Origin of the sequence: Alkalihalobacillus sp. NPDC127517, from assembly GCF_050276055.1 — a bacterium.
Classification (GTDB): domain Bacteria; phylum Bacillota; class Bacilli; order Bacillales; family Bacillaceae_D; genus Alkalicoccobacillus.
This window is the reverse complement of record NZ_JBNNQX010000011.1, coordinates 70,185-97,177: the sequence shown is the minus strand read 5'-3', so window position 1 is coordinate 97,177 and position 26,993 is coordinate 70,185. Positions and strand designations below refer to the sequence as shown.

25 protein-coding genes and 1 other annotated feature are annotated in these 26,993 nt (G+C 40.9%); of the genes, 20 read left to right on the top strand and 5 right to left on the bottom strand.

Annotated features, from left to right (window positions below):
• Positions 1-114: 114 nt before the first annotated feature.
• Both ACQKKO_RS15760 and ACQKKO_RS15755 read right to left on the bottom strand, forming a co-directional pair.
• Positions 115-765, bottom strand: coding sequence for a hypothetical protein (locus ACQKKO_RS15760; protein ID WP_498648839.1), 651 nt, complete (start codon positions 763-765; stop codon positions 115-117).
• Between the two features lie 309 nt (positions 766-1,074).
• A complete protein-coding gene (locus ACQKKO_RS15755) occupies positions 1,075-1,269 on the bottom strand; it encodes a helix-turn-helix domain-containing protein (RefSeq protein WP_498648837.1) in 195 nt (64 codons plus the stop codon).
• A 246-nt stretch (positions 1,270-1,515) separates the two neighbouring features.
• Between ACQKKO_RS15755 and ACQKKO_RS15750 the strand changes: the two genes are divergently transcribed.
• The 3 genes from ACQKKO_RS15750 to ACQKKO_RS15740 all read left to right on the top strand — a co-directional run bounded on the left by ACQKKO_RS15750 (position 1,516) and on the right by ACQKKO_RS15740 (position 2,753).
• Entirely contained in the window at positions 1,516-1,941 is a 426-nt protein-coding gene (locus tag ACQKKO_RS15750; RefSeq protein WP_498648835.1) for a hypothetical protein, read from the top strand.
• Positions 1,942-2,119: 178 nt separating this feature from the next.
• Entirely contained in the window at positions 2,120-2,299 is a 180-nt protein-coding gene (locus ACQKKO_RS15745; protein WP_498648833.1) for a hypothetical protein, read from the top strand.
• Positions 2,300-2,429: 130 nt separating this feature from the next.
• The gene (locus ACQKKO_RS15740) at positions 2,430-2,753 is read left to right on the top strand and encodes a DUF771 domain-containing protein (protein WP_498648831.1); all 324 of its coding nucleotides are present in this window, start codon (positions 2,430-2,432) and stop codon (positions 2,751-2,753) included.
• 195 nt (positions 2,754-2,948) lie between these two features.
• Here the strand turns inward: ACQKKO_RS15740 and ACQKKO_RS15735 are convergent, their stop codons facing one another.
• The gene (locus tag ACQKKO_RS15735) at positions 2,949-3,377 is read right to left on the bottom strand and encodes a hypothetical protein (protein ID WP_498648829.1); all 429 of its coding nucleotides are present in this window, start codon (positions 3,375-3,377) and stop codon (positions 2,949-2,951) included.
• Between the two features lie 87 nt (positions 3,378-3,464).
• Entirely contained in the window at positions 3,465-3,875 is a 411-nt protein-coding gene (locus tag ACQKKO_RS15730) for a hypothetical protein (protein ID WP_498648826.1), read from the bottom strand.
• 341 nt (positions 3,876-4,216) lie between these two features.
• On the opposite strand from ACQKKO_RS15730, the gene ilvD reads away from it, so the two are divergent.
• The 15 genes from ilvD to yihA all read left to right on the top strand — a co-directional run bounded on the left by ilvD (position 4,217) and on the right by yihA (position 23,681).
• Entirely contained in the window at positions 4,217-5,884 is a 1,668-nt protein-coding gene (gene ilvD / locus ACQKKO_RS15725) for a dihydroxy-acid dehydratase (RefSeq protein ID WP_498648824.1), read from the top strand.
• 2 nt (positions 5,885-5,886) lie between these two features.
• Positions 5,887-6,142 (top strand) — a binding site (T-box leader).
• A gap of 79 nt (positions 6,143-6,221) precedes the next feature.
• The gene (gene ilvB, locus ACQKKO_RS15720) at positions 6,222-7,958 is read left to right on the top strand and encodes an acetolactate synthase large subunit (RefSeq protein ID WP_498648823.1); all 1,737 of its coding nucleotides are present in this window, start codon (positions 6,222-6,224) and stop codon (positions 7,956-7,958) included.
• Complete coding sequence (ilvN, locus tag ACQKKO_RS15715; RefSeq protein WP_498648821.1) at positions 7,955-8,476, top strand: acetolactate synthase small subunit; 522 nt, start codon at positions 7,955-7,957, stop codon at positions 8,474-8,476. The genes ilvB and ilvN overlap by 4 nt, the downstream gene beginning before the upstream one ends.
• 62 nt (positions 8,477-8,538) lie before the next feature.
• Positions 8,539-9,561, top strand: coding sequence for a ketol-acid reductoisomerase (gene ilvC / locus ACQKKO_RS15710; RefSeq protein ID WP_203089803.1), 1,023 nt, complete (start codon positions 8,539-8,541; stop codon positions 9,559-9,561).
• Complete coding sequence (locus ACQKKO_RS15705; protein ID WP_498648818.1) at positions 9,548-11,095, top strand: 2-isopropylmalate synthase; 1,548 nt, start codon at positions 9,548-9,550, stop codon at positions 11,093-11,095. Before ilvC ends, ACQKKO_RS15705 begins: the two co-directional genes overlap by 14 nt.
• Positions 11,096-11,107: 12 nt before the next feature.
• Positions 11,108-12,196 (top strand): 3-isopropylmalate dehydrogenase, encoded by a 1,089-nt coding sequence (gene leuB, locus ACQKKO_RS15700; RefSeq protein WP_498648816.1) that lies wholly within the window; start codon positions 11,108-11,110, stop codon positions 12,194-12,196.
• Positions 12,197-12,220: 24 nt separating this feature from the next.
• A complete protein-coding gene (gene leuC / locus ACQKKO_RS15695) occupies positions 12,221-13,636 on the top strand; it encodes a 3-isopropylmalate dehydratase large subunit (protein WP_498648814.1) in 1,416 nt (471 codons plus the stop codon).
• Entirely contained in the window at positions 13,637-14,215 is a 579-nt protein-coding gene (gene leuD / locus ACQKKO_RS15690; protein WP_498648812.1) for a 3-isopropylmalate dehydratase small subunit, read from the top strand.
• A gap of 30 nt (positions 14,216-14,245) precedes the next feature.
• Positions 14,246-15,442: a tetratricopeptide repeat protein gene (locus ACQKKO_RS15685; protein ID WP_498648810.1), complete on the top strand. Its 1,197-nt coding sequence runs from the start codon at positions 14,246-14,248 to the stop codon at positions 15,440-15,442.
• 155 nt (positions 15,443-15,597) lie between these two features.
• Positions 15,598-16,890: a trigger factor gene (gene tig, locus ACQKKO_RS15680; RefSeq protein WP_498648807.1), complete on the top strand. Its 1,293-nt coding sequence runs from the start codon at positions 15,598-15,600 to the stop codon at positions 16,888-16,890.
• Positions 16,891-17,220: 330 nt separating this feature from the next.
• Entirely contained in the window at positions 17,221-17,385 is a 165-nt protein-coding gene (locus tag ACQKKO_RS15675; RefSeq protein ID WP_498648805.1) for a ClpX C4-type zinc finger protein, read from the top strand.
• A gap of 83 nt (positions 17,386-17,468) precedes the next feature.
• Positions 17,469-18,743 (top strand): ATP-dependent protease ATP-binding subunit ClpX, encoded by a 1,275-nt coding sequence (clpX, locus tag ACQKKO_RS15670; protein WP_498648804.1) that lies wholly within the window; start codon positions 17,469-17,471, stop codon positions 18,741-18,743.
• Between the two features lie 153 nt (positions 18,744-18,896).
• Positions 18,897-20,567 (top strand): ATP-dependent protease LonB, encoded by a 1,671-nt coding sequence (gene lonB, locus ACQKKO_RS15665; RefSeq protein ID WP_498648802.1) that lies wholly within the window; start codon positions 18,897-18,899, stop codon positions 20,565-20,567.
• Between the two features lie 206 nt (positions 20,568-20,773).
• Positions 20,774-23,095: an endopeptidase La gene (gene lon, locus ACQKKO_RS15660; RefSeq protein ID WP_498648800.1), complete on the top strand. Its 2,322-nt coding sequence runs from the start codon at positions 20,774-20,776 to the stop codon at positions 23,093-23,095.
• 4 nt (positions 23,096-23,099) lie between these two features.
• Entirely contained in the window at positions 23,100-23,681 is a 582-nt protein-coding gene (yihA, locus tag ACQKKO_RS15655; RefSeq protein ID WP_498648797.1) for a ribosome biogenesis GTP-binding protein YihA/YsxC, read from the top strand.
• Between the two features lie 350 nt (positions 23,682-24,031).
• Here the strand turns inward: yihA and ACQKKO_RS15650 are convergent, their stop codons facing one another.
• Positions 24,032-24,487: a LiaI-LiaF-like domain-containing protein gene (locus ACQKKO_RS15650; RefSeq protein ID WP_498648795.1), complete on the bottom strand. Its 456-nt coding sequence runs from the start codon at positions 24,485-24,487 to the stop codon at positions 24,032-24,034.
• A 268-nt stretch (positions 24,488-24,755) separates the two neighbouring features.
• On the opposite strand from ACQKKO_RS15650, the gene hemA reads away from it, so the two are divergent.
• Positions 24,756-26,138 carry a glutamyl-tRNA reductase gene (gene hemA / locus ACQKKO_RS15645; RefSeq protein ID WP_498648793.1) on the top strand — a complete coding sequence of 461 codons (1,383 nt, stop codon included), beginning with the start codon at positions 24,756-24,758 and terminating at the stop codon, positions 26,136-26,138.
• Between the two features lie 16 nt (positions 26,139-26,154).
• A complete protein-coding gene (locus ACQKKO_RS15640; RefSeq protein WP_498648791.1) occupies positions 26,155-26,970 on the top strand; it encodes a cytochrome C assembly family protein in 816 nt (271 codons plus the stop codon).
• Positions 26,971-26,993 lie beyond the last annotated feature (23 nt).

Genomic DNA, 26,993 nt, shown 5'->3' with positions numbered 1-26,993 from the left:
CCTGATCTGATATCTTGCTCTTATTATATGCGAATGAATGTTCGTATTACAACTAGAAAAAAGAACCTCTATTGGGAAAGAGGCTCAGATTTAACTTTATAATTCCTTAATTTGTTAAAAATCAATTTGAATATCAATGCTGCTACCGATAGAATTATAATTTTCGTCACTTGGGGCATCGATTAAAATACGTACCCATTCAACTTCGTTTGGATCAGAATTTTGCAACATATAGCGAATGCTTCCGCTTTTATTAACTGCTCCTAAAAATTCTCCACCAATATGATCGCTAGCCAGTAAATCAGGTTCTAACTGTTCGCCAGTGTTAGTTGTAATAGTTGCTTGGTCCATATAAAAATTAATATCTTCATCCTCTGTATTTGAGATTTCCATATCAATCTGAATAATACCAGTAGCTTCGAAGTCATAGTACTCCGCTAATTCCTCAGGCCATTCAACAACCTCGCTTACAGTAACCTGTGGAAACGAGAGAGTCATTGGTCCTGTTTCAATATCGACTGGATCTTCGCTTCTAGCCAACAGTTTTATAGTGCCATCCTCATTCGTTTCTCCAACTTGTGTTTCCCAATCGTTATCAGAGTCTGCTTCTATAATATTAGATTCTTCTGCAGCCTCATCTGTCTCAGCATCGGCAGTTATGTCTTCGGTTTCTGCGGGCTCGCTTGTTGTTGGTTCATCGCTATCACCACAGGCGGCCAAAGCTAATACACTTATTAGTCCTAACGATAATAATATCTTTTTCATGATGTAGTCCCCTTTAATTAAGTAATGAACACAGTTATTTATTATAAAAGTTTTAATGCTTTAGTCATACTCTTTCGACAAAAATAGACATTAATTATCTAAACATTTTCCTTACTGACTTATTAACTGCTCTATGTGCAGGCCTTGCTACCGTTCTCCTGGCAACTCGTTTATGGTAAGTGCCTTTGCTTACAGCCTTAGCATCGCCGAATAGTCTTAAGATCTTAAAAAAAGCTCTCATGGACTTCACCGCCTTTAGTAAGTAAATCGTACTATTTTCTACGGTGTGCGACAACATAAAGTTTCCAATTATAAATTTAACTTTTCAAGTCCCTTCTTAATTTTAACCTCGGTTTCTATCTTCGGTCTGTACTCTTCATCATTACACATCTTGGAAATGATGGTCCGATTAACACCTGATGCCTGAGCCATCTCTTGTTGCGAAATATTGTTCCTATCTAACATCTTACCGAATTCTGTTCGTTTCTTCCCCAATCCAAACATTCTCATCACCTCATCAAAAGCATTGACAAAGATTTGTTTTTTTATTCAGGGCAAAAAACGTGCATAGTGGACAAGCAGTGATCCATAGCCTTTATCAAAGGACAACAAGACGTCCTTACATTTAAAGGGGGCAAACACCTATGACAAAGGAAATGGCAATGGAGCTACTTGAAAGCACTGATATCTACCTAACGGAAGAGGAACGTCAATGCCTGTTAGAACTAATTGGATTGAAAGAGATAGAGAATGAGAATGTATAGACCAACCGTGAGATACGATGAGGAATTTAGAAAGTACGTAAACAATCTCTTTCATGCAACAACATTAGATCGTAATCAAATCATTCGAGCAGCACTTTTTGCAAGTGCTCATTCTGAGACTTTCAAGGGATTGATTAGTGAACATTTAAAAACTGACGTCCCTCTCTCTCCCCTACTGTGGGAGCTATCAGACTACCAGCTATGGATGGAGCAGACATGGAAAGCGAAAGAAGAGAAGGGGGACGTCAAAGATGATCTTAGAGAAGTTATCACAAGAAGAATGGAACAGAAGCAGCCAGCCAAAGAGATCCTTCAATCACGACCGATTGAGGGACGATCAGGGGAGATTCGCGTCAACCAACCAAGTACCATTAGAAGAGAAGGAAGAGGTCTTAAAGTCACGATACATTAAACTTGTAAAAGAAAAAGGCAGCTACTCCACTTATATGGTAAAGGATTGTATCTTTTCTGCTAGTCAAAAATTCTCTTTATGCGTTATCGCTTCGTTATTTATTTATCTTTACTTAAAGTAGTGAGATGATTATTGTGATAGAAAAAGTATTAAATCATAGAAGAGAGGGATATATATTATGTTTATAATTAAAAGCGCTAAATTTCATGGCGAAGAAGTACAACTTTCAGAAGGTTTAAAGAAACTACTTGGTTCATCAAAAGCTTGGGGAACTGAGGGGCGAAAGGATATCCCAGGTTACAAATCAACAACATTTAAAAGAGATGGTCAATTTGTTACGAGGATAACAAAAATTTAGAGCTTATATTAAAACATTCAGTAAGAGTAACCTTACCTTGGTTCAACTTTATTGCACTTCAAAAAAAAAGCCATCATTTGCGATCCAACATAAAACAATAGTGAATTGGAACAAAAAGGAGTAAATGATAATGATTGAATTTACGATCAAAGCCAAAGAAGAAGAATTTAGAGAGTTGGTAAGAAAGGAAATAGATCTCTATGTAGGGGAAAGAGCTAATCAATTAGCTATTAATAAAGTATGGTGGTCAATGAGTGATCTAAAGACGATTACTGGTAAGGGAGAAGATTGGCTTAAAGAGAACTTTCTATTAAGACCTGAAATAAAAAAGAAAATAGACGTAAATAATGGAGGCTTTGTTCATTACCCAAATAGCAAAGGCGATAAATGGTGTTTCTTAGCTAGGAAAACCCAAGTATATATAGAAGAAAACTTTTCATCTATATATACTTGAATAGAGAATAAAGGGATTTATACAAAATTATAATTTACACAAATTTTACACAGAATATAGCGCAAGTACTGGTAGATCAAAGTAATTGCCTTAATATCGCACGTCCTCCTGGGACGTTACCGAGAAGAATTACATAGGTTTAAAAAACGATCTTAAGCATTAATTCTTAAGATCGTTTTTTCGTCATAGAAAAAATTACGAAGTGGGTAGTAGTCCTTCTATCTCAGAAACGTCCTTGTTGATTAGCAGCTTCAGTTTAAGTGCAAAGTCATCTAGCTGATTCAACTCTGTGAGAATATAAAAATGTGAATATAAAGACTCAGGTACGTCTTGTTTATTATCAAGAATGATCTCAAGACCCACATGCCCTCTGTTCGTATGGTTAAAAAATCGTACAGATAGATAATGAGTTGTTTCATCCGTATTCTCACCTGATGTCCAAATCCATTCTGCCCCTGCGACCGGGTTGAAGTGAATGATCCCTTGTCTTAACTCTTCTAGATCAGCAATTGTTGTGTAGACATCTAAAGACACTTTACTACTTGTAGTAAAAAACTCTAAACGACATTCTATAAGAGTCTCGTCTTCCCAAATCTTTTTTATTCGTATGCTTGGATTACTCAATAATGGCACACCTCAAATTCTTTATTCTCTGCGCCCTTTAGTCTAACACACGAACAATAAAATCAACCAAAAAAACGCCGTCTGCCGTTAGGTTTGCAGATAGGCGTTTTTTGTTTGGGTAGAGCTAGAAGTAATCGCTTGCAGCCACGAAGGATTCTCACTCGTGACATTTTCCTGTGTGTAAAAGTAAACCGTCCATCCTTTTTTACGGAGAACTCTTTTAATGCGCTCTTGCTTCGCTTCTGAACTCGCTTTAACAAAAGCTAGCTTGTAAGGAATTAAAGCGACATTCGTTCGTACCCCATAGATCATCTGGTTAGCCGTTGGATAAAAATTGCGTTGATGGAGCAGCTCACACAATTTCTTATCCATTGCGTCAGGGCACTGTTTCCAATGGTCATTGACAAGCACGAGATGAGTTAGTGGTTGTTTTTTGAATAAGAGAGAGAATAGTTTTAACTCTGACATTTTTTGAAACATGTTTTTTGTTCGTTTCATTTTCATCACCTAAGACTACTATCCCCGTTTTTTTAAAAAGTATGACAATTTTTTTAGAAATCTTAAAACTTTTTATTAGCAAGGATGTAACCGCATACAATAATTGAATCTATCTAAATTATCTAATTATTTTCGTTAAAACGGTTGACCCTCGCTAGCAAGAGGCGTATGATAAGTCTCAATAACAAAACACTTTTAACAAACAACGTAAGAAATGCTGACAAAGATTTTTGATTCTTCTATCTAATAAGAGTTAACGGAAGATTCACACGTGTTTATGCCCATGACAATGTTATATGTGGCCGAATAAACAGATTACACTGATGTGGGAGCGGGTAGCAATGAGAAGTAATATGATCAAAAAAGGAATCGATCGTGCACCTCACAGAAGCTTACTTCGAGCAGCGGGTGTTAGAGAAGAGGATATGGACAAACCGTTTATCGGAGTCTGTAATTCATATATTGATATTATTCCTGGGCACATGCATTTAAATAAATTTGCAGAGGTTGCTAAGGAAGCGATTATTGAAGCAGGTGGGATTCCATTTGAATTCAACACGATTGGTGTAGATGATGGAATCGCCATGGGACATATCGGAATGAGATATTCCCTACCAAGTCGCGAGATTATCTGCGATGCGGCTGAAACGGTTATTAATGCTCACTGGTTTGATGGAGTGTTCTACATTCCAAACTGCGACAAAATTACACCAGGAATGTTAATGGCATCGGTTCGAACGAACGTACCGTCAGTCTTTGTATCAGGTGGACCGATGGAAGCGGGTCGAACAAAAGAGGGCGAGAGTCTTTCACTTGTTTCAGTATTTGAGGGAGTAGGAGCTTTTTCTTCCGGGAAAATGACAAGAGAAGAGCTGCTTGAAATTGAACAGCAAGCTTGTCCGACATGTGGCTCCTGTTCGGGAATGTTTACAGCGAACTCCATGAACTCATTAATGGAAATGCTGGGACTTGCACTTCCGGGTAACGGAACAATTGTAGCAACATCTAATAAGCGTCATCAATTAATTAAAGATGCTGCTAAACACTTAATGAATCTCATTGAAAAAGATATTCGTCCACGTGATATCGTCACTCAAGAAACCATTGATGATGCATTTGCCCTTGATATGGCAATGGGTGGTTCAACGAACACGGTTCTTCATACATTAGCGATCGCTCACGAGGCGGAAGTCGAATATGATCTTAACCGAATTAATGAAGTGGCTGAGCGAATTCCTTATTTAAGTAAGATTAGCCCGGCATCTGACTATTCGATGGATGATGTTCATCAAGCTGGTGGTGTGAGTGCCATCATCAAACAACTTTGTGAAATTGAAGGGGCGGTTCATCCGGATCGGATCACGATCACTGGTAAAAGCCTCTATGAAAATGTGAAACACGCAGAAGTGACGAATAAAGATGTCATAAGAGACAAAGATACTGCATATAGTCCAGTGGGTGGTTTATCAATCCTATTTGGTAACCTAGCACCAGACGGAGCCGTTATTAAAGTGGGTGCTGTTGATCCTTCTATCCAAGTGTTTGAAGGCGAAGCAATTGTCTTTGAATCTCAAGAAGAAGCACAAGAGAAGATTAATAAAGGTGAAGTAAGAGAGGGACATGTGGTTGTTATTCGTAGCGAAGGACCTAAGGGTGGACCGGGTATGCCGGAAATGCTCGCACCAACCTCAGCCATCCAAGGTAGAGGTCTTGGTACAAAGGTTGCTTTAATTACGGATGGACGATTCTCTGGTGCATCACGAGGAATCTCTATTGGACATATCTCTCCTGAAGCTGCCGAGGGTGGACCAATTGCCTTTGTTGAAAACGGAGATACGATTAAGATCGACCTTCCAAATCGAGGGATTCATCTATTGGTTGATGAAGAAGAGCTAGCTCGCCGTAAGGTTGGCTGGACAGAACCAGAACCAAAAGTGAAAAAAGGCTATCTAGCCCGTTACTCAAAACTAGTAACCTCTGCAAATACTGGCGGAGTCATGAAAATATAATTGTTAAATTGTTGATGAGGAAAGTACGAATAGCCTTTCTGCTAAAGAGAGCCGCGTTGCTGAGAAGCGGTGCAGAAGATATTCCGAAACTCACCTCTGAGAGTCTTACTGAACGATTGGCTACGGGCTAATTTACTAGGGAGACCGGGTGTACCAGCACTCGTTATTAAAACGGACAGAATGTTTTGTCCATGAGACCAAATTGATTTTTGGTGAACTAGGGTGGTACCGTGAAAAGCTAATCTTTTCGCCCCTTCAGCTACAAACGTGGCTTGTTGGGCGCGGAAAGATTTTTTTTATATTCCCATACGCTTTGGACTAAAAAGGAGGAGCAAAGATGTCAACGAAAACAAAAAAACAGGAGCTTGTTGTGAACATTGAAAACCAAGAGGCACCAAAAGTACTATCAGGGTCAGGAATGCTGATTGAAGCATTAGCAAAAGAGAACGTTGAAGTCATCTTTGGCTATCCAGGAGGAGCTATTCTTCCAACCTATGATGAAATCTACAAAACAGGTATTCGTCATATTTTAGCAAGGCACGAACAAGGCGCCATTCATGCTGCGGAAGGATATGCAAGAGTAGCAGGGAAACCTGGTGTATGTGTTGTAACCTCCGGACCCGGAGCGACAAATGTAGTAACGGGAATTGCAGATGCGATGATTGATTCACTTCCACTTGTTGTTATTACGGGTCAGGTAGCTAAATCACTAATTGGAACAGATGCTTTCCAAGAAGCAGATATGCTAGGGATTACGATGCCAATTACAAAGCATAATTTTCAAGTGAGGTCGGTAGAAGAGTTTCCAAGAATTATTAAGGAAGCATTCCATATCGCAACAACGGGGCGACCAGGTCCAGTCCTAATTGATCTGCCAAAAGATGTGTCGCAAGATTCTGGGTTATTTGACTATAGCGGTGAAGTGAGTTTACCGGGATATCAACCGACAATTATCCCAAATCGTCAACAAATTCGTAAGCTTGCGGAAGCTGTCACACAAGCGAAAAAGCCCGTTATTTTAGCAGGAGCTGGCATTCTTCATGCTAAAGCAAGCGAGTATTTATATGAATATGTGGAGCAACAGCAAATTCCGGTTGTAAACACACTACTTGGACTAGGGAACTTCCCAGGTAACCATGAATTACACTTAGGTATGGCGGGGATGCATGGAACGTATGCCGCAAATATGGCGCTTCATGAAGCCGACTTATTAATTAACATTGGTGCTCGTTTTGATGACCGTCTTACAGGAAAATTAGAATTTTTTGCTCCAAATGCGACGATTGCACACATTGATGTGGATCCAGCGGAAATCGGAAAGAATATCGAGACGCAAATCCCGGTTGTAGGAGATGCAAAAGAAGCATTAAAGATGCTTATTGCTGAACAAGGCGCACAAGCAGATCATGCAGACTGGAAAGCTAGTCTTCAGCTAAAGAAAACGGATTTCCCTCTTTGGTATAAGCAAGAGGATGAAACGATTAAACCTCAACATTTAATCGAAAAGATTTATCAAAAAACCAAAGGTGAAGCAATCGTGACAACAGACGTTGGCCAGCATCAAATGTGGTCAGCCCAGTTCTATAAATTTGATAAACCCAACCGCTGGGTCACATCAGGTGGACTTGGAACAATGGGCTTTGGGTTCCCGGCAGCAATTGGTGCTCAAATCGCTGAGCCAGAATCAACCGTCGTTTCCATTATCGGTGATGCTGGATTCCAAATGACTCTGCAGGAAATGTCCATTTTACAGGAACTGAACTTGCCGGTGAAAATTGTTATTGTGAATAACGCATCACTTGGAATGGTTCGCCAGTGGCAACAGCTTTTCCACGGAGAGCGTTATTCAAACTCACTTTTCCCAATCCAGCCTGATTTTGTGAAGCTGGCGGAAGCGTACTCCATTAAGGCGATGAAAGTTGAAGTACTAAAGGATATGGAGTCAGCGATTGAAGAAATGCTTGCTCACGATGGTCCAGTTTTAATGGATTGTAGAGTGGCTCAAGAAGAGAATGTCTACCCAATGATTTGTCCAGGGAAAGGTCATCACGAAATGGAGGGGATTAGACCATGAAGCGAACGATTTCTACGCTTGTAAACAATAGCTCAGGTGTATTAAACCGTATCACCGGATTGTTTGCAAGAAGACACTATAACATTGAGAGTATTACCGTTGGTGTAACGGAAAACCCTTCCGTATCAAGGATGACATTTGTTGTTGTAGTAGACACGATGAATAACATCGAGCAGGTATTAAAACAGCTCCATAAGCAGGTTGATGTCTTAAAGGTGAAGGACATTACCGATGAGGCAATTATTGCTCGCGAGCTTGCCCTCATTAAAATTGTTGCCTTTCCTGAACAAAGAGGTGAAATTGCTGCTCTGGTTAACACATTTCGTGCACAAACAATTGACATTGGGCGTGAAAGCATGACGCTTCAAGTCGTCGGTGACCATGAAAAGGTCGAGGCGCTTATTGATCTCCTTCGGCCTTATGGAATTAAGGAGCTCGCCAGAACCGGCGAAACAGCATTAAGTCGTAGCTCTAAAAAGGTAATAGCGGATCCAAACAGGCTAAGCTTAATTAACTAACAGGAACAAGTGACATTCCAAATATATTAAATTATCTATTTAAAAAAGAGGAGAGATTTCTAATGGCAAAAGTATATTATAACGGTGATGTAAATGAAGGACTACTACAAGGTAAAACAGTTGCAATCATTGGATATGGTTCACAAGGTCACGCACACGCATTAAACCTTCGCGAAAGCGGTGTTCAAGTTGTTGTTGGATTACGCCAGGGGAAATCATGGGATAAAGCAGCTGAAGATGGATTTGATGTTCAAACGGTAAGAGATGCGTCAGCACAAGCTGATTTAATCATGATCCTTCTTCCGGATGAGCATCAACCGACAATCTACAAAAACGAAATTGAGCCAGAGCTAACAGAAGGAAAAGCACTTGTATTTGCTCATGGTTTTAACATTCACTTTAACCAAATCGTACCACCATCTAACGTAGATGTATTTTTAGTTGCTCCAAAGGGTCCAGGACATCTTGTTCGTCGTACATTTGAAGAAGGCGCAGGTGTACCAGGACTAATCGCTGTATTCCAGGATGCAACAGGTCAAGCAAAAGACACGGCCCTTGCATATGCAAAACAAATCGGTGCCGCTCGTGCGGGTGTGCTTGAAACAACGTTTAAAGAAGAAACAGAAACGGATCTATTCGGTGAACAAGCCGTATTATGCGGTGGTACAGCTGCCCTTGTAAAAGCTGGTTTTGAAACATTAACTGAAGCTGGGTACCAGCCAGAAGTAGCGTACTTTGAATGTTTACATGAATTAAAGCTAATTGTTGATCTAATGTATGAGGGTGGACTTGAAACAATGCGTTATTCAATCTCTGATACAGCACAATGGGGAGACTTCCAAGCTGGACCTCGTATCGTAACAGACGAAACGAAAAAAGCAATGAAAGGCATTCTGTCTGATATCCAAACAGGTAAGTTTGCTAAAGGCTGGATTCTTGAGAACCAAGCGAATCGTCCAGAGTATACAGCAATTAATGAAGCAGAGAAAAATCATCCAATTGAAGTGGTTGGTCGTGAGCTTCGTGAAATGATGCCATTTGTGAAAGGCAAATCAAAAGGAGTGGTGGGCAGTGCGAAAAATTAATGTCTTTGACACCACGTTGCGCGATGGAGAGCAATCGGCTGGAGTCAGTTTGAATCTAGAAGAAAAGCTTGAAATTGCAAGACAGCTAGAACGCCTTGGAGTGGACATTATGGAGGCTGGATTTCCAGCCTCTTCAAAAGGAGACTTCCAATCTGTTCAGCAGATTGCTCGTACCGTCAAAAACAGCTCGATCACTGGCCTGGCTCGTGCCGTTCAATCAGATATTGATACAGCATGGGAAGCCTTAAAAGATAGTGCGGAGCCAAGACTTCATGTATTTATTGCCTCTTCTCCTATTCACATGCAATACAAGCTGAATATGACGCCTGACCAGGTAGTAGAGAGAGCAGTTCAAAGTGTGAAGCTTGCAGCATCAAAGTTCCCTCATGTTCAGTTTTCTGCTGAAGACGCAAGTCGTGCAGAGCTTCCTTTCTTAGCTCGATTAGTAGAAGAAGCCATTCAAGCTGGAGCCACGGTTATTAATTTGCCAGATACGGTTGGATTTACAACCCCACATGAAATTGGAAAAATGTTTGCTTATATGAAAGAACATGTTCCAAGCATCGATAAAGTGGTCCTGTCTACACATAACCATAACGATTTAGGGATGGCTGTAGCAAACTCCTTGGCAGCGATTCAAAATGGTGCAGGTCAAGTAGAATGTACAGTGAATGGGATTGGAGAACGTGCAGGTAATGCTGCACTTGAAGAAATTGCTGTTGCCCTTAATATCCGCAAAGATTACTACAAAGCAGATACAGGTTTAACGTTAAAAGAAATTAAACGCACAAGCTCCCTAGTGAGTAAGCTAGCAAACATGCCGGTTCCTGGAAATAAAGCAGTTGTTGGTGCCAATGCATTTGCTCATGAATCTGGTATCCACCAGGATGGTATGCTGAAAAACAAAGAGACCTATGAAATTATTACTCCAGAGCTAGTTGGAGTTCATGAGAGTTCTATGGTTCTTGGGAAACATTCAGGAAGACACGCATTTAAAGAAAAGCTGACCGAGCTAGGTTTTGCGGGTGACTCTACGCAATTCCAACAAATCTTTGATGCATTTAAAGATCTTTGTGATAAGAAGAAGGAAGTCACGGAAGACGATTTGTTTGCATTAATGACTGAAACGATGACGGATGCCATTCAAGAATCTTATGAACTTCAGACAGTTCAAGTTAATTATGGAACAAACAACATTCCTACAGCAGCGATTACAATGAAGCTGCCATCAGGTGAAATGGCTCAAGAGGCCGCAACTGGGTCAGGTAGTGTTGAAGCCATTTATAACACACTTGAACGCATCATTGAGGGACCTGTCAGTTTGGAAGACTACCGCATTCAATCAGTAAATGGTGGTGGAGACGCATTAGCCGAAGTCTATGTGCAGGTTAAATACGCAGGGTTCGAGTCGTCTGGAAGAGGTACAGCACATGATGTGCTAGAAGCATCGGCTAAAGCCTACATCAACGCTGTGAATCGGACATTAATCCGAAAAGCTTATGAACAGGAACAAACGAACAAGGTCAATATATAGGAGATTCTGACTATGAAAAAACAGATAACGCTTTTACCAGGAGACGGAATTGGACCTGAAGTTGTAACGGAAGCTGTGAGAGTATTAGATAAAGTTGGAGACATATTTGGTCATGAGTTCTCATATGAGACAGCAGCCATTGGTGGAACGGCAGTCGATCAATTTGAAGATCCGTTGCCACAAACGACACTTGATCGTTGTAGAGAAAGTGATGCTATTTTATTAGGTGCTGTAGGCGGTCCGAAGTGGGATAGCCATCCGGCTCATTTACGTCCCGAAAAAGGACTTTTGCGCATTCGCAAAGAGCTGGAGTTGTTTTCAAATTTACGTCCAGTGTCAATTTACAACAGCTTGGTTTCAGAGTCTACTATTAAAGAAGACGTTGTAAGGGGCATTGATTTACTCATTGTTAGAGAATTAACGGGGGGCCTTTATTTCGGTGAACCGAGCGAGCGCTTGGACGTTGACGGCGAAGAAGCGGCTGTTGATACATTATCTTACAAGCGAAGTGAAATTGAACGAATTGTTCGGATGGCCTTTGAATTAGCAGAGCTAAGAGGTAAAAAAGTAATGTCTGTAGATAAAGCAAATGTACTCGAATCAAGTCGCTTATGGAGAGAAATCGCAAATGAAATATCAGAAGAATTTCCAGACGTGACACTTGAGCACATGCTTGTTGATAATGCTGCTATGCAGTTGATTCGTAATCCACGGCAATTCGATGTGTTAGTAACAGAGAATTTATTTGGAGATATTCTAAGTGATGAAGCTTCAATGATCTCAGGATCACTTGGTTTACTTCCATCAGCTAGCTTAAGTGCAGAGGGACCAGGAATTTATGAACCCATTCATGGATCTGCTCCAGATATTGCTGGAAAAGGTTTAGCTAATCCACTAGCTACCATTGCCTCTGTAGCGATGATGCTGAAATACGCTTTTAAAATGGAAAAAGAAGCAGAAGCAGTGATGTCTGCAATCAATGCAGCGCTTGATTCAGGCGTGCGCACAGCTGACCTAGTATACGGAAATCAAGAGGCAGTCACAACAACAGAGATGACGGATGCTGTTCTTGCTTTTATAGGTACCGAACAAACGAAATAATGTCAGAATGAGGAGGAATCGCAGATGGCACCTAAAACAATCATTGAAAAAATCTGGAATGCCCATGAAGTAACCGCAGAAGAGGGGAAACCAAGTCTACTCTATATTGACTTGCATCTTGTACACGAAGTAACGTCTCCTCAAGCTTTTGAAGGCTTGCGCTTAGCTGGGAGAAAGGTAAGGCGCCCTGATCTCACATTTGCCACAATGGATCATAATGTGCCAACAGTAAACCGTTACGATATTACGGATATGATTGCAAGAAAACAAATGGATACCCTTGCTGAGAACTGCAACGAATTTGGCATTGAGATTGCTGACTTAAAAAGCCCGGAAAATGGGATTGTCCATGTCATTGGTCCAGAGCTTGGGTTAACTCAGCCTGGGAAGACCATCGTTTGTGGGGATAGTCACACATCTACACATGGTGCGTTTGGTGCGATTGCATTCGGGATCGGTACAAGTGAAGTCGAACATGTTCTGGCTACTCAATCTTTATGGCAATCAAAGCCTAAAACCCTTGAAGTGCGTATAACAGGTCAACTGGGTACAGGAATTTCTGCAAAAGATGTCATTCTTGCAATCATTTCAAAATTTGGCGTGGATGTTGGAACAGGCTCCATTATTGAATTTACCGGAGACGCCATTAGAGGATTAACCATGGAAGAGCGCATGACGATCTGTAATATGTCGATTGAAGCTGGTGCAAAAGCAGGTCTAATTAGTCCCGATCAAGTAACCTTTGACTATCTGGAGGGACGTCAATTTGTTCCAAAAGGTGAGGAATTCGAAATCATTAAACACCAGTGGAGTGAACTGGCAACAGATGTTGGAGCAGCTTATGATCGTACAGTCATTATCGATTCGTCTGAGATTGAACCGATGGTCACGTGGGGGACAGATCCTTCACAAGGAGTACGAATAACGGATGTGGTGCCGTCCCCTGAGAATGCTCAATCTGTGTCAGAAAAAAGAGGGATCGAACAAGCGCTTGAATATATGGATTTAACACCGGGTACGCCTATTTCTTCTATTGAAATACAACATGTCTTCATTGGTTCCTGTACGAACTCCCGTATCAGTGATTTGCGAGCGGCAGCCGAGATTATACAAGGTAGAAAGGTCGCTGGACATGTTCGTGCACTTGTTGTTCCGGGATCTCAACGAGTGAAAAAGCAAGCAGAGAAAGAAGGGCTTGATCAAGTATTTAAAGAGGCAGGATTTGAATGGCGTGAGTCTGGTTGTAGTATGTGCTTAAGTATGAACCCTGACGTCGTTCCTGAAGGTGAACGATGTGCATCTACTTCAAACCGTAATTTTGAAGGTAGACAGGGGAAGGGCTCCAGAACCCACTTAGTAAGTCCTGAAATGGCTGCAGCTACAGCAATTGCTGGTCGTTTTGTAGATGTACGAACGTTTAGAACGGAAGGGGTGAAGTAAATGGAGCCATTAACAATTCATTCAGGTCAAACGGCCGCCTTAAATCGTGTAAATGTCGATACGGATCAAATCATTCCAAAACAGTTTTTGAAGCGAGTGGAACGAACAGGCTTCGGACAGTTTCTCTTTTTTGATTGGCGTTTTCTCTCTGATGGCTCAGATAATCCAGAGTTCGCTTTGAATAAACCTGAAGCAGCAGACGCATCTGTTCTTGTTGCAGGTAATAACTTTGGTTGCGGCTCTTCTAGGGAGCATGCACCTTGGGCGTTACATGATTATGGATTCAAAGTGATTATTGCACCAAGCTTTGCCGATATCTTCTATAATAACTGTGTGAAAAATGGTATGCTTCCCATTCGCCTAAATGAGCAAGAAGTAAATGAACTTCTCGAGAAGGCAGAACAAGATCTTTATTCACTAACCGTTAACTTAGAAGAGCAAACTGTAAGTGGAGAAGGGTTTGAAGCTCATTTTTCCATTGATCCTTATTGGAAGAAGATGTTGTTAAATGGTTGGGATGAAATTGGGTTAACTATGCTTCATGAAGAGAAGATTAAAGCGTTTGAAGAAGCGCGCTAAAGGGTACATTAGAAAAAGTCGGAGGTATCTTTGTCAAAAGGTATCTCCGTTTTTCTAAAGTTGAGACTGGATGCTTTTGCATTTGTAATAGGAAAGGTGAACTGGTACACTTTACCTAGCTTTAGACAAACGATGAGTCCAATTAGAGTGGGAGTAAAACGAATGACCGATAAATCTCACAAGAACGATCAAAACAACATTATTCTTTATCCAGGATTAGTACGTAGACTGCTTGAACTCGGGATGGATGCTCTTAAAGCGAAGGATGGTAAGGGTGCTCATGAGTATTTTGAGCAGGCCGAATCCATTGAACCGGAAAACGCAAAGGTCCGATTTGGAAAGATGCTCAGTTTAGTAGAGCTTGGTAGGCTGGAAGAGGCTGTGAACTTAACGGATAAGCTGCTAAGAGAGGGAACCGGAGATTATTTTGAAAACTTGCAAGTACATATTTCATTACTCGTCCAGCTTTCTAGATATGAGGAAGTTATTGAACTCCTAGATGCGGTCTTAGCTGAAAATCGTTTTCCGCCGCAACATGCGGAGAGTCTCTATAAGCTACTTCATTTTAGTAGACAAATGACAGAAAGCTTACCTGTTATCGATCAGTCGTTAGGTGATCATGTAGCGGATGATGTTGAGAAAGAAGAGTTAGACAAACTTCAATCATCAAATCCCGAGCTTGAATGGCAAGCTATTCAAAACCTAGGTAAGAAGAATCAGCACCAGGCAACAGAAGCGTTTATTACTTACATAGAAGATCCGGCCCATGATTGGCTGCTCCAAAGTTATGCCTTGCAATATTTAATGGATTGGAACGTAACTGAAGAAATAACCATTACTAAACTTGGACAAACTCAGGTTGTTGTTCCAGAAACACTTAAGCTTGAGGGAGCGCTGACTCATTTTATTTCAAAGATGAAGCATCTTCTAATTGAGTATTTAGAGCACGAGGATCCTATTCTTTTAGAGATGTCTACACAATTAATGGTGTTACATTCATTAACAATCTTTCCGTTCTTACCAGAGGAAACAGAACAGAGAAGCTATGCGGCTGCGTTCACGATGATTGCTTGTGAAAGGATTGCAAGTGATTATAATGAAATGGAAATTGTGGAGGCCTTTAAAACAAACCGCTCAGACGTGCTTGAGAAAATTGAGTTTGTTGAAGAATTAGAGGGTCAAGTTTTCAGGTATGGTCTACCTCATTTCACTGAAACGGACGGGTAATACATACATAATCCAAAAATTTTACGCAAGCCATTTGTTAATTCTAGTGCTTCCATTGAAAAGCAAGGGCTTTATGTTATAATAGTGTGGTTGTCAATCATGTATAACGGAAATCAATCGTTTTTAGAACGAAGATATAGTTGGAGGGAACACGAATGAGTGCAAAATGGGAAAAGCAAGAAGGAAATCAAGGAGTTTTAACAGTAGAAGTTGAAGCAGAGAAGGTAACACAAGCTTTAGACGAAGCGTTCAAAAAAGTTTCTAAAAAAGTAAACATCCCTGGATTCCGTAAAGGGAAAGTACCTCGTAGTCTTTTTGAAAAGCAATTTGGTGTAGAGTCTCTTTACCAAGATGCTCTAGATCTTCTTCTTCCAGAAGCGTATGCAAGTGCAGTTGATGAAGCTGGGATTACACCAGTTGATCGTCCTGACATTGACATCGAGAAAATGGAAAAAGGAAGCGAGCTTGTTTTTAAAGCAACAGTTACAGTGAAGCCTGAAGTTGAGCTTGGTGAGTACAAAGGTCTTCAAGTAGAAGCTCAAGAAACAGAAGTAACAGAAGAAGATATTGATGCAGAACTTAAACATCTACAAGGTCATCAAGCTGAGCTTGTTGTTATTGAAGATGGAGCAATTGAAGATGGCGATACTGCTGTTATTGACTTTGAAGGGTTCGCAAATGGTGAAGCATTTGAAGGTGGAACGGCTGAGAACTACTCTCTAGAAGTTGGTTCAAACTCATTTATCCCAGGATTTGAAGAGCAGCTTGTTGGCTTGAAAACTGGCGATGAGAAAGATGTTGAGATCACATTCCCTGAAGAGTATCACGCTGAAGATCTAGCTGGACAACCTGCTACATTTAAAGTGAAAGTTCACGAAATCAAGCGTAAAGAGCTTCCTGAGCTAAACGATGAGTTTGCTAAGGATGTAAACGAAAACGTTGAAACGCTAGACGAGCTTAAAAAAGAAGTAAAAGAAAAACTTGAAAAGCAGAAAAAAGATACAGCTGAAAATACAACACGTGAAGCTTTAATTGAACAAGCAACTGAAAATGCAACAATTGATATTCCAGAAGCAATGATCACAACTGAAACAGATCGTATGCTTCAAGAATTTGGTCAACGTCTACAAAGCCAAGGAATGGATCTTGAGACGTACTACCAGTTCTCTGGACAAAACGAAGAAGCGATGCGCGAGCAGTTTAAAGAAGATGCTGGTAAACGCGTAAAAGCGAATCTAGTACTTGAAGCGATCTCTATTAAAGAAGAAATCGAAGTATCTGATGAAGATGTTGATAAAGAGCTAGAAAAAATGGCTGAAATGTATCAACGTCCTGTTGATGAGATTCGTACAATTTTCACTGCTCAAGGTGGAGTTGAGAATCTTAAAGCAGATCTTAAGATCCAAAAGGCGATTGATCTTCTTGTAGAAGAAAGCAAAACGGCTTAATGAACACTAAGAAACAAGGTGCGGACTCGGACGCACCTTGTTTTTCTTCTACAGATTCTGATGTATGATGAGCTCCATTTTTGAACATGCTTAGGAGACTGTAAGAAAAATCTTTTGAAAAAAAGGGTTTTCAAGCAATTATCTTGAATGTATACAGTGTCTTAACATAAACTAACCTATAACAGACATGTATGCATGATACCGTACATAGAAGAGCAAATGAGTGTCGCACTAATTAAAGTATGCTACAATAGCTGAAACTCGTAGAAACAGAATAGAATGAAATGCTTTTTGGTTGAACTCGGAGGATGAATCGTTTACTTTATAGGGGTGATTTATTTGGCTGATAAGAGTAAGGAACTTTCCTGTTCTTTCTGTAGCAAGACGGAAGCGCAAGTAAGAAAGATAGTCGCTGGACCTGGCGTTTATATTTGTGATGAATGTGTTGAAATGTGCACAGATATCATTGAAGGGGAATTCGGGTCTAGACGATAATGTACGGCGCATGTTCATGACAAGGCTTATAAATAGTCATGACATTGATGCGAATGGTACAATATTTTGTGAGGGGTGATCTCATGTTTAAGTTTAACGAGGAAAAGGGACAATTAAAGTGTTCTTTCTGTGGAAAAACTCAAGACCAAGTTCGCAAGCTTGTAGCTGGACCTGGTGTGTATATATGTGATGAATGTATTGAATTATGTACAGAAATTGTAGAAGAAGAGCTTGGAACTGAAGAAGAAGTAGAGTTTCAAGAAATTCCAAAGCCATATGAAATCTGTGAAGTGTTAGATGATTATGTAATTGGCCAAGGTAATGCGAAAAAATCGCTATCCGTAGCAGTTTACAATCATTATAAGCGTATTAACTCATTAAGCCGCTCTGAAGAAGTTGAGCTAGCTAAGAGTAACATTTGTATGATTGGACCTACCGGTAGTGGTAAAACATTACTTGCTCAAACGCTGGCACGTATCTTAAATGTACCATTTGCTGTAGCAGATGCTACATCACTTACTGAGGCAGGTTATGTTGGGGAAGACGTAGAAAACATCTTACTTAAACTGATCCAAGCAGCAGACTATGATGTAGAAAAAGCAGAAAAAGGAATCATTTACATTGATGAAATTGATAAAGTAGCTCGTAAATCTGAGAACCCATCGATTACACGTGATGTATCTGGTGAAGGTGTACAGCAAGCGCTTCTTAAAATCCTTGAAGGAACAACAGCAAGCGTGCCTCCTCAAGGCGGACGTAAGCATCCTCATCAAGAATTTATTCAAATTGATACAACAAACGTTCTTTTCATTTGTGGAGGAGCATTTGATGGCATCGAGCAAATTATCAAACGCCGTCTAGGTAAGAAGATTATCGGATTCGGTTCTGAGGCAAAACAAGAAGAACTAAAACCAGGTGAATACCTAGCAAAAGTACTTCCGGAAGACTTATTACGTTTTGGACTCATTCCAGAATTTATTGGTCGACTACCTGTTATCTCGAGCCTCGAGCCGCTTGATTCAAAAGCGCTTGTTGAGATTCTAACTCAACCAAAGAACGCACTTGTGAAACAGTACCAAAAGCTTTTAGAGCTTGATGATGTTGAACTTGAATTCACGGAGGCTGCGCTAATTGAGATCGCCAATAAAGCGATTGAACGTAAGACGGGTGCTCGTGGACTTCGTTCGATTATTGAAGGAATCATGCTAGATGTGATGTTTGATTTACCATCACGTGAAGACATTGTAAAATGTATCATTCACGATAAATGTATCACGGAAGGTGCTGCACCAATTCTTAAAACAGATGATGGTACAGAAATTACGATTGATACTAGAAAACCAAAAGAAAGTGCATAACAAAAGAAGAGTAGCGAGCAGTCGCTGCTCTTTTTTTGTTTGGGTACGTTCTACCTTCCAACATTTACTATGCGTTAGACAAATATGCCGTAATGAGTCTACGACGGTTCGGTCATACTAAACACAGATTAGTGAGTGACAGGAGGAAATGGTGTGAACTGGACAAGTATTGTGTTAATCGTACAATTATTTTTTGGTGTTGTGATCGGCCTCTATTTTTGGAATTTGCTAAAGGGGCAACGTAGTCAGCGAGTGAGTATCGACAAAGAATCAAAAAAAGAAATGGAACAATTAAGAAAGATGCGAGCCATTACGTTAACTGAACCATTGTCTGAGAGGGTTCGCCCAAGTGGGTTTGAGGATATCGTAGGTCAAAAAGAAGGGATTCGTGCCTTAAAAGCAGCTCTGTGTGGACCAAATCCTCAGCATGTTATTATATACGGTCCTCCAGGTGTCGGAAAAACGGCCGCGGCCAGATTAGTATTAAAAGAAGCCAAAACACATGCAGGCTCGCCTTTTGCTAAAGAAGCTGTTTTTGTTGAACTGGACGGGACAACCGCTAGATTTGATGAACGGGGAATTGCAGACCCATTAATTGGTTCTGTTCATGATCCGATCTATCAAGGAGCGGGTGCAATGGGACAGGCGGGAATTCCGCAACCGAAGCAAGGAGCTGTATCAAAAGCACACGGAGGCGTTTTGTTTATTGATGAGATTGGGGAACTTCATTCGATTCAACAAAATAAGCTTTTAAAGGTACTAGAGGACCGAAAAGTCTTTTTAGAAAGTGTCTATTACAACGAAGAGAATGCAAACATACCTAAGCATATTCATGAGATTTTTCAAAAGGGTCTTCCGGCTGACTTTCGCTTAATTGCAGCAACAACTAGACAACCGGATGAAATTCCACCAGCCATTCGGTCTCGCTGTATGGAAGTGTTTTTCAGAGCGTTAAAGCCTGAGGAAATTATAAAGATCGCTCAAAATGCAGCACAAAAAATACAATTTGAGCTTGAAGAACAATCAGGGGTGAAGATATCCAGATATGCAACAAATGGGCGTGAAACCGTTAATATCATTCAAATCGCATCAGGGCTAGCGTTAGCAGAGGGGCGAAAGCAGATTCAAGTGAGTGACATTGAGTGGGTGCTCCATGCGGGACAGATCACTCCGCGCCCAGAAAAACGCATCCACGATGAGCCAGCCATCGGGCTTGTGAATGGGTTAGCTGTCTATGGTCCGAACTTAGGTGCATTACTTGAGATTGAAGTCAATGTCATTCCTCACATGCAAAAAGGGACGATCAACATTACTGGAATTGCTGAAGAAGAGAGTACTGGAACACAAGCCCGTTCAATCCGACGTAAAAGTATGGCTAAAGGCTCGGTTGAGAACGTAGTTACCGTACTTAGACGGATGGGAACGCCAACTGCTGATTACGATATTCATGTGAACTTCCCAGGTGGGGGGCCAGTGGATGGTCCGTCAGCAGGGATTGCAATTGCATGTGGGATTTATTCAGCGATTCATGAACAACCGATTAGGCATGATCTTGCTATGACGGGAGAGCTTAGTATTCGTGGTCAGGTTAAGCCAATTGGCGGTGTAGTTGCAAAAGTTGAGGCGGCTAAGTTAGCAGGAGCAACCAAAGTCATCATTCCGGTTGAGAATGCCGAAACCATCCTACAGGAAATTGAAGGTGTGGAAGTCATCCCAGTTTCGACATTAGACGAAGTTCTTGAACTTGCATTATTACCATCTATCAAAGAAAAAACCATCCCGGCACAGGCTGGTACAAAAGGATCAATTGCTACGTCTGTATAAATAGACAAAAAAACCTGGATAAGATAGAATTGAGAAAGTGCTTGACCAGCTTTAAAGACGATTAGTTATGAAAAGAAATGTTGACATAATGTGAGCGTATAACAGCAAGAACGCATAGACTACGATAACAGAACGAGGATTAGGGTCTACTAAGAAACTAATCCTCGTCTGATTTGTCTGGAACAGGAATTCGGAGGTGTTCGCGGATGGTCGAAACAGAAAAGAAACGGCATATTCCGCTTTTGCCTTTACGGGGATTATTGGTTTTTCCAAAGATGGTGCTACATCTTGATGTAGGAAGAACAAAATCTGTAGAGGCATTGCAGCAGGCGATGGAAGATGACCAGGAAATTTTTCTGTCTACTCAGAAAGAAATTAAGCTTGATCAACCAACAGAAGAAGATATCTACACAGTTGGAACGCTAGCTCGAGTGAACGAAATGACAAAGCTTTCAAATGGAACGGTTCGTATCCATGTGGAAGGAATTCAGCGAGCAAAAATAGAGCGTTATATTACAAATGAGTCTTATTTACATGTTGAGATTTCAACAATTCATGAAGAAGACGAGGAAGTTACAACAGAAGTACAAGCGATGATGAGACATGTTATGTCCATGTTTGAGCAGTTCTCAAAGCTTTCAAAGAAAGTATCTGCTGAGACGGTGGCGACTGTTGCCGATATTACTGATGCAAGTCGTTTAACGGACGTGATTGCGGCTAATCTTCCACTTAAGCTGCAGCAGAAGCAGGAATTACTTGAAACAAGCTCTATTCATGCGCGTCTTGTAAAGCTAATTGACATTTTAAATAACGAGCAAGAGATTCTCGGGCTTGAGAAGAAAATTAGCCAACGTGTGAAGAAGTCGATGGAAAAAACGCAAAAAGAATACTATTTGCGTGAACAGATGAAAGCTATCCAGAAAGAGCTCGGAGACAAGGATGGTCGCTCTGGTGAAGTCAGTAGCTTACGAGAGCAAATCGAAGCAATAGAGATGCCAGCATCTATAAAAGAAAAGGCATTAAAGGAACTAGATCGCTTTGAAAAAATGCCTGCAAGCTCAGCAGAGAGCTCTGTTTTACGAACTTATTTAGACTGGCTTATCCAGCTCCCTTGGGTCAATGAAACCGATGATCAGCTTGACGTGAATCACTCTGAACAAGTGTTGAACGAAGATCATTACGGACTCGAAAAAGTAAAAGAGCGTGTGCTAGAATATTTAGCTGTTAGGCAGCTAACTCAAGAGCTTAAAGGTCCAATTCTATGCTTAACAGGCCCTCCAGGGGTAGGGAAAACTTCCCTTGCTCGCTCGATTGCCCGTTCACTTAATCGTGAATTTGTTCGGATGTCACTTGGAGGCGTCCGTGATGAAGCAGAAATCCGTGGGCATAGACGTACGTATGTCGGAGCAATGCCAGGACGTTTAATTCAGGGAATGAAAAAAGCGGGAACGATTAATCCTGTCTTTTTACTTGATGAGATCGATAAGATGGCGCAAGACTTTAGAGGAGATCCATCCTCTGCGTTACTTGAGGTGCTTGATCCTGAACAAAACAACACATTTAGTGATCACTACATTGAAGAGCCATATGATTTGTCGAAAGTCATGTTTGTGACAACAGCAAATAACTTGAACACCATTCCTGGACCACTACTTGACCGAATGGAAATCATTTCGATTGCTGGATACACAGAGCTTGAAAAAATGGAGATTGCTAAAACCTATCTGCTACCAAAACAGATTAAAGAACACGGATTAAACGGTAATAAAATGCGTGTGACAAATGAAGCTTTGCAAAAGGTCATTCGTTATTATACTCGTGAAGCAGGAGTACGTAACCTTGAGCGACAAATGGCGACACTTTGTCGGAAGGCTGCAAAAGTTCTTGTAACTGGAGAAAAGAAACGTGTGAATGTAACAGAAACAGTGGTTGAAGAGATGCTTGGTAAAACACGTTTCCGTTATGGTCTTGCAGAGGAAGAAAATCAAATTGGTGCAGCTACTGGACTTGCTTATACGTCAGTTGGCGGCGATACACTATCAATTGAGGTATCAGTTGTACCAGGTAAGGGTAAGCTGACGTTAACAGGAAAGCTTGGAGACGTTATGAAAGAGTCGGCTCAAGCGGCATTCAGCTACATTCGCTCTCGCTCAAATGAACTGAAGATCGACTCTTCCTTCCATGAAAACATGGATATCCACATTCACGTTCCGGAAGGCGCCACTCCTAAGGATGGCCCATCTGCTGGAATTACAATGGCGACAGCTTTAATTTCTGCATTAACCGGTCGTTATGTTAAACGTGAAGTCGGAATGACAGGAGAGATTACGTTAAGAGGTAGAGTTCTGCCTATTGGCGGATTAAAAGAAAAATCAATGAGCGCGCATCGTGCAGGGTTAAAGACCATTATTATTCCGCAAGATAATGAAAAAGACCTGGATGATATTCCAAAGAGTGTACGCGATGAGCTTCAATTTATACTCGTGTCACACCTGGATCAGGTGTTGGAACACGCTTTAGGGGAATGACCATATGAAAATTACAAAGGTTGATCTTAAGTATATTGCTGTAAAACCTGAACAATATCCTAATACCTTTCTGCCGGAGATTGCCTTGGCAGGAAGGTCCAATGTGGGTAAATCATCATTTATCAATAAAATGATCAACCGGAAAAGCCTGGCGAGAACGTCTGGTCAGCCCGGTAAGACTCAAACTCTCAATTTCTATGAAATCAATGAGAAGATTCATTTTGTGGATGTACCAGGTTATGGATTTGCTAAAGTTGCAAAATCAGTAAGAGATCAATGGGGAAAAATGATTGAGCAGTTCTTTATGGAACGCGAGCAGCTAAAAGCGGTTTTATTGCTTGTTGATTTCAGACACAAGCCTTCAAAAGAGGACAAGCTGATGTATGATTGGTTGCATCATTTTGAGATTCCGGTCATTGTTGTTGCGACAAAGGGCGACAAGATTGCAAAATCAAAATGGCAGAAGCATCTTAAAATCATTTCGGACGAGCTTGAATTGCGTGAAGAGGATCAATTGTTCTTATTCTCATCTGAAACGGGCTACGGCCGAGAAACCGTCTGGCGTGCGATTCAGAAAATGATTTAAGTTATCAACTAAACGTTTTGAAAAAGTGGACACGGATTCGCTCTGTTGGGAATTCCGCATAGTCAGATTAAAACGTAAAAGACTGAAGAGACTAAGACATAACTAAAAATCAATTTGAAAAGGCGAGTGATTCGATTGCAGAATCATTCGCCTTTCTTGGGTTTATTTGAACGAGCGGAAGGAGAACCCGAGACTCCAACGGAACAGAACGCGGTGAAGACACTGTAGCGGTGCTTTCCCCGCGGAAGGGGCTAAGGCCGTTCCCGTGGAAAGCGAGGGATTCTCCTGTAGCGGATATTGTGCTACATTCGTGTTTCGCTATCTACATTAATGTTATGTCCCAGCTCGTCTTATTTCTTTTTCTGATAAAGCATAATGACTCCAATGACAATGAATACGACCGGCCAAAAGTAGTCTCCGAACGGGAGAAATGCTGGGTTTTGCAGATACGGTTTCCATGGTGAGAGCATAAATAATGCGAGTAAAAATAACAGTATACCTGGAATGAGACCTTGATGTTTTGTTCGAGTATAAAGGAATAAAAAGGACATACTGATAATGAGCGGATACATACCCAAATGGCTCGGCCAAAACGAGACGAGCTGCAACCCATGATAGTGAATAGCAAGTCCGATTAAGAGCGCACCGGGAAACGATAAGAAACCGTCATATTTACTTTGAAACAAAAGAGCCAATCCAATGATTAATAAGATAGATGGCCAGGTTAGAAGCTGGTTTCCCGCTAGTTGAGGGAAGGCTTGCAATAAAAAGTAGCTGCCAAGTCCGATGAGCAAGACACCGGGCATAATTGAAACGGCTTTTCCTTTTCTCAGAATTCATACCTCCGATTTTGTAGTAAGCAGATCATTTGCCGAAATGAGTCAAAAGGCATACCATTAACAGGGTTAGTTTGTTAAACTTGAATTTATGGTAGCACAACATGAGAAAAAGTTCACATAAATTTACGATGAGAATGCTCATTTACATGTTATACTAATGGTTGAATGTAACCGAGTACAATGTTAATAGGTAAGCACATAGACCGTATATTTTTTTTTAAGGGGTGAGCGACACATGCACATAATACAAGTGGGATTAAATTATAAAACAGCCCCGGTTGAGATGAGAGAAAAAGTTGCATTTCAGGAAACGGAGCTCCCCGCTGCTTTAAAACAATTACGTGTGTCAAAGAGCATACTAGAATGTGTAATCATATCTACCTGTAATCGGACAGAAGTGTACGTCGTTGCCGATCAACTTCACACAGGTCGTCATTTCACGAAAACATTTCTGTCGGATTGGTTTGATATTTCAAAAGATGAGATTACACCTTATCTTCATATAAAAGAAAATGATGTGGCCATTGAGCACTTAATGCGTGTAACGGCTGGACTTGATTCAATGATTCTAGGAGAAACGCAAATTCTAGGTCAGGTTAAGTCTCAATTCCTGCTTGCGCAAACGGAACAAGTGACAGGCACCATCTTTAATGAGCTATTTAAACAAGCGGTGACGTTTGCGAAAAAAGCTCATTCTCTAACGGACATCTCGCAACAGGCAGTTTCTGTCAGCTATGCGGGTGTTGAGCTAGGGAAACGTATTTTTGGGAGCTTTGATAAGAAGAATGTACTTGTGCTAGGAGCCGGGAAAATGAGTGAGCTCACAGCCAAGCATTTACATTCTAATGGAGCTGCAGAAATTACTGTTATTAACCGTACAGAAGAAAAAGCTAGAGAGCTAGCAAACCGCTTTTCAGGGAAAGCGAGAGCGTTTGGTGAGCTTGAAGATGCGTTGGTTCATGCAGATGTCTTTATCAGTTCAACCGGTTCACGTGATTTTGTGGTCACAAAACAAAATGTAGCGGCTGCTTTGAAAAAAAGAAAAGGTCGTCCGTTATTTATTGTAGATATTGCGGTTCCTCGTGATATTGATCCAGCTATTGGCGAGTTTGATGACGTCTATCTATACGATATCGATGATCTTCAAAATATTGTTGAATCAAACCTTGCTGAGAGAGAAAAAGAAGCTGAAAAGATTGGTCTTTTAATTGAGGCGGAGCTTGTTCAATTTAATCAGTGGTTAAACACACTTGGAGTGGTTCCAGTGATTACAGCTCTACGTTCAAAGGCTTTAGCTGTACAAGCTGATACAATGGAGAGCATTGAACGTAAGCTTCCTCACCTTTCTGAGCGCGATCGTAAAGTTTTGCGTAAGCATACAAAAAGTATTGTGAATCAGTTGCTTAAGGATCCGATTACTCGCATAAAGGAACTCGCGGGTGAAGAGGATCCAAATGAGTCACTTGATATGGTGACAAAGATGTTTGCTCTTGAGCTGGAGCTTGCAGAACAAGAAAAGCAAGCGTCTATGCGTGCGGCTGAAGATCAATGGGAACAAAGTAAACACGTTTCGTTTGCGACGGTTCCTTCTGAAGATAAGGTGGCTGTTCGTTCTTAAGTGAGGAGTTCCTACTATGAATTGGATTTATCCTATTACTGTTATTTTATACAGCTTCAGTGTCCTCGGATACTTTATTGATTTTGTTTTTAACAACCGGAAAGTCAATGTAGTGGCTTTCTGGTTGCTTTCAATTGTCTGGAGCTTACAGACAGTTTACTTTGTTCTGAGAGCACTGGAAGTGGGGAGATTTCCAATCGTTACCCCATTTGAAGGGCTCTTTTTTTATGCGTGGAGCGTTGTCACAATTTCTTTAATCATCAACCTGCGTTTTAAAGTTGATTTTCTGATCTTTGTAATGAATGTTGTGGGTTTTAGTATGATGACGATGAGTTTGTTTAAGCCTCATACTGAAGTGCCAACGTATTTAGCGAGTATGCTGCAATCGGAGCTGCTTGTGCTACATATTAGTTTTATCTTGCTTTCTTACACGGCCTTTACATTAAGCTTCTCGTTTTCGATTCTTTATGTGCTTCAGCATCAGATGTTAAAAAAGAAAAAGTGGAGTAACCGGTTAGAGCGCTTTGGTCCGTTTCCATTTTTGGAACGCTTTTCGTTCTTAACAGCTTCTGTCGGTTTTCCGCTTATGCTAATGGGAGTGATCTTTGGCTTTGTTTGGGCCTCTGTTGAATATGGATCTCTACCATGGAATGATGTGAAAACCCTCACGTCCATTTTTACCTTAATCGTTTATGGCGTGTATCTTTACCAGCGTGTGGTAAACTATAGAAGAGGTTACCAGACGATTCTGTTAAATATTAGTGCGTTTTTAGTTTTATTAATTAATTACTTTTTATCAGGTCAATATTCTAGCTTTCATATTTGGACTTGATGGCAGCGAGATGAAATGGAGGA

What these genes read in the sequence shown, in the direction of transcription:
- ACQKKO_RS15760 (WP_498648839.1), bottom strand. Translation starts at nt 765, where the DNA reads ATGAAAAAGATATTATTATCGTTAGGACTAATAAGTGTATTAGCTTTG.
- ACQKKO_RS15755 (WP_498648837.1), bottom strand. Translation starts at nt 1,269, where the DNA reads ATGTTTGGATTGGGGAAGAAACGAACAGAATTCGGTAAGATGTTAGAT.
- ACQKKO_RS15750 (WP_498648835.1), top strand. Translation starts at nt 1,516, where the DNA reads ATGAGAATGTATAGACCAACCGTGAGATACGATGAGGAATTTAGAAAG.
- ACQKKO_RS15745 (WP_498648833.1), top strand. Translation starts at nt 2,120, where the DNA reads ATGTTTATAATTAAAAGCGCTAAATTTCATGGCGAAGAAGTACAACTT.
- ACQKKO_RS15740 (WP_498648831.1), top strand. Translation starts at nt 2,430, where the DNA reads ATGATTGAATTTACGATCAAAGCCAAAGAAGAAGAATTTAGAGAGTTG.
- ACQKKO_RS15730 (WP_498648826.1), bottom strand. Translation starts at nt 3,875, where the DNA reads ATGAAACGAACAAAAAACATGTTTCAAAAAATGTCAGAGTTAAAACTA.
- ilvD (WP_498648824.1), top strand. Translation starts at nt 4,217, where the DNA reads ATGAGAAGTAATATGATCAAAAAAGGAATCGATCGTGCACCTCACAGA.
- ilvB (WP_498648823.1), top strand. Translation starts at nt 6,222, where the DNA reads ATGTCAACGAAAACAAAAAAACAGGAGCTTGTTGTGAACATTGAAAAC.
- ilvN (WP_498648821.1), top strand. Translation starts at nt 7,955, where the DNA reads ATGAAGCGAACGATTTCTACGCTTGTAAACAATAGCTCAGGTGTATTA.
- ilvC (WP_203089803.1), top strand. Translation starts at nt 8,539, where the DNA reads ATGGCAAAAGTATATTATAACGGTGATGTAAATGAAGGACTACTACAA.
- leuB (WP_498648816.1), top strand. Translation starts at nt 11,108, where the DNA reads ATGAAAAAACAGATAACGCTTTTACCAGGAGACGGAATTGGACCTGAA.
- leuC (WP_498648814.1), top strand. Translation starts at nt 12,221, where the DNA reads ATGGCACCTAAAACAATCATTGAAAAAATCTGGAATGCCCATGAAGTA.
- leuD (WP_498648812.1), top strand. Translation starts at nt 13,637, where the DNA reads ATGGAGCCATTAACAATTCATTCAGGTCAAACGGCCGCCTTAAATCGT.
- tig (WP_498648807.1), top strand. Translation starts at nt 15,598, where the DNA reads ATGAGTGCAAAATGGGAAAAGCAAGAAGGAAATCAAGGAGTTTTAACA.
- clpX (WP_498648804.1), top strand. Translation starts at nt 17,469, where the DNA reads ATGTTTAAGTTTAACGAGGAAAAGGGACAATTAAAGTGTTCTTTCTGT.
- lon (WP_498648800.1), top strand. Translation starts at nt 20,774, where the DNA reads ATGGTCGAAACAGAAAAGAAACGGCATATTCCGCTTTTGCCTTTACGG.
- yihA (WP_498648797.1), top strand. Translation starts at nt 23,100, where the DNA reads ATGAAAATTACAAAGGTTGATCTTAAGTATATTGCTGTAAAACCTGAA.
- ACQKKO_RS15650 (WP_498648795.1), bottom strand. Translation starts at nt 24,487, where the DNA reads ATGCCCGGTGTCTTGCTCATCGGACTTGGCAGCTACTTTTTATTGCAA.
- hemA (WP_498648793.1), top strand. Translation starts at nt 24,756, where the DNA reads ATGCACATAATACAAGTGGGATTAAATTATAAAACAGCCCCGGTTGAG.
- ACQKKO_RS15640 (WP_498648791.1), top strand. Translation starts at nt 26,155, where the DNA reads ATGAATTGGATTTATCCTATTACTGTTATTTTATACAGCTTCAGTGTC.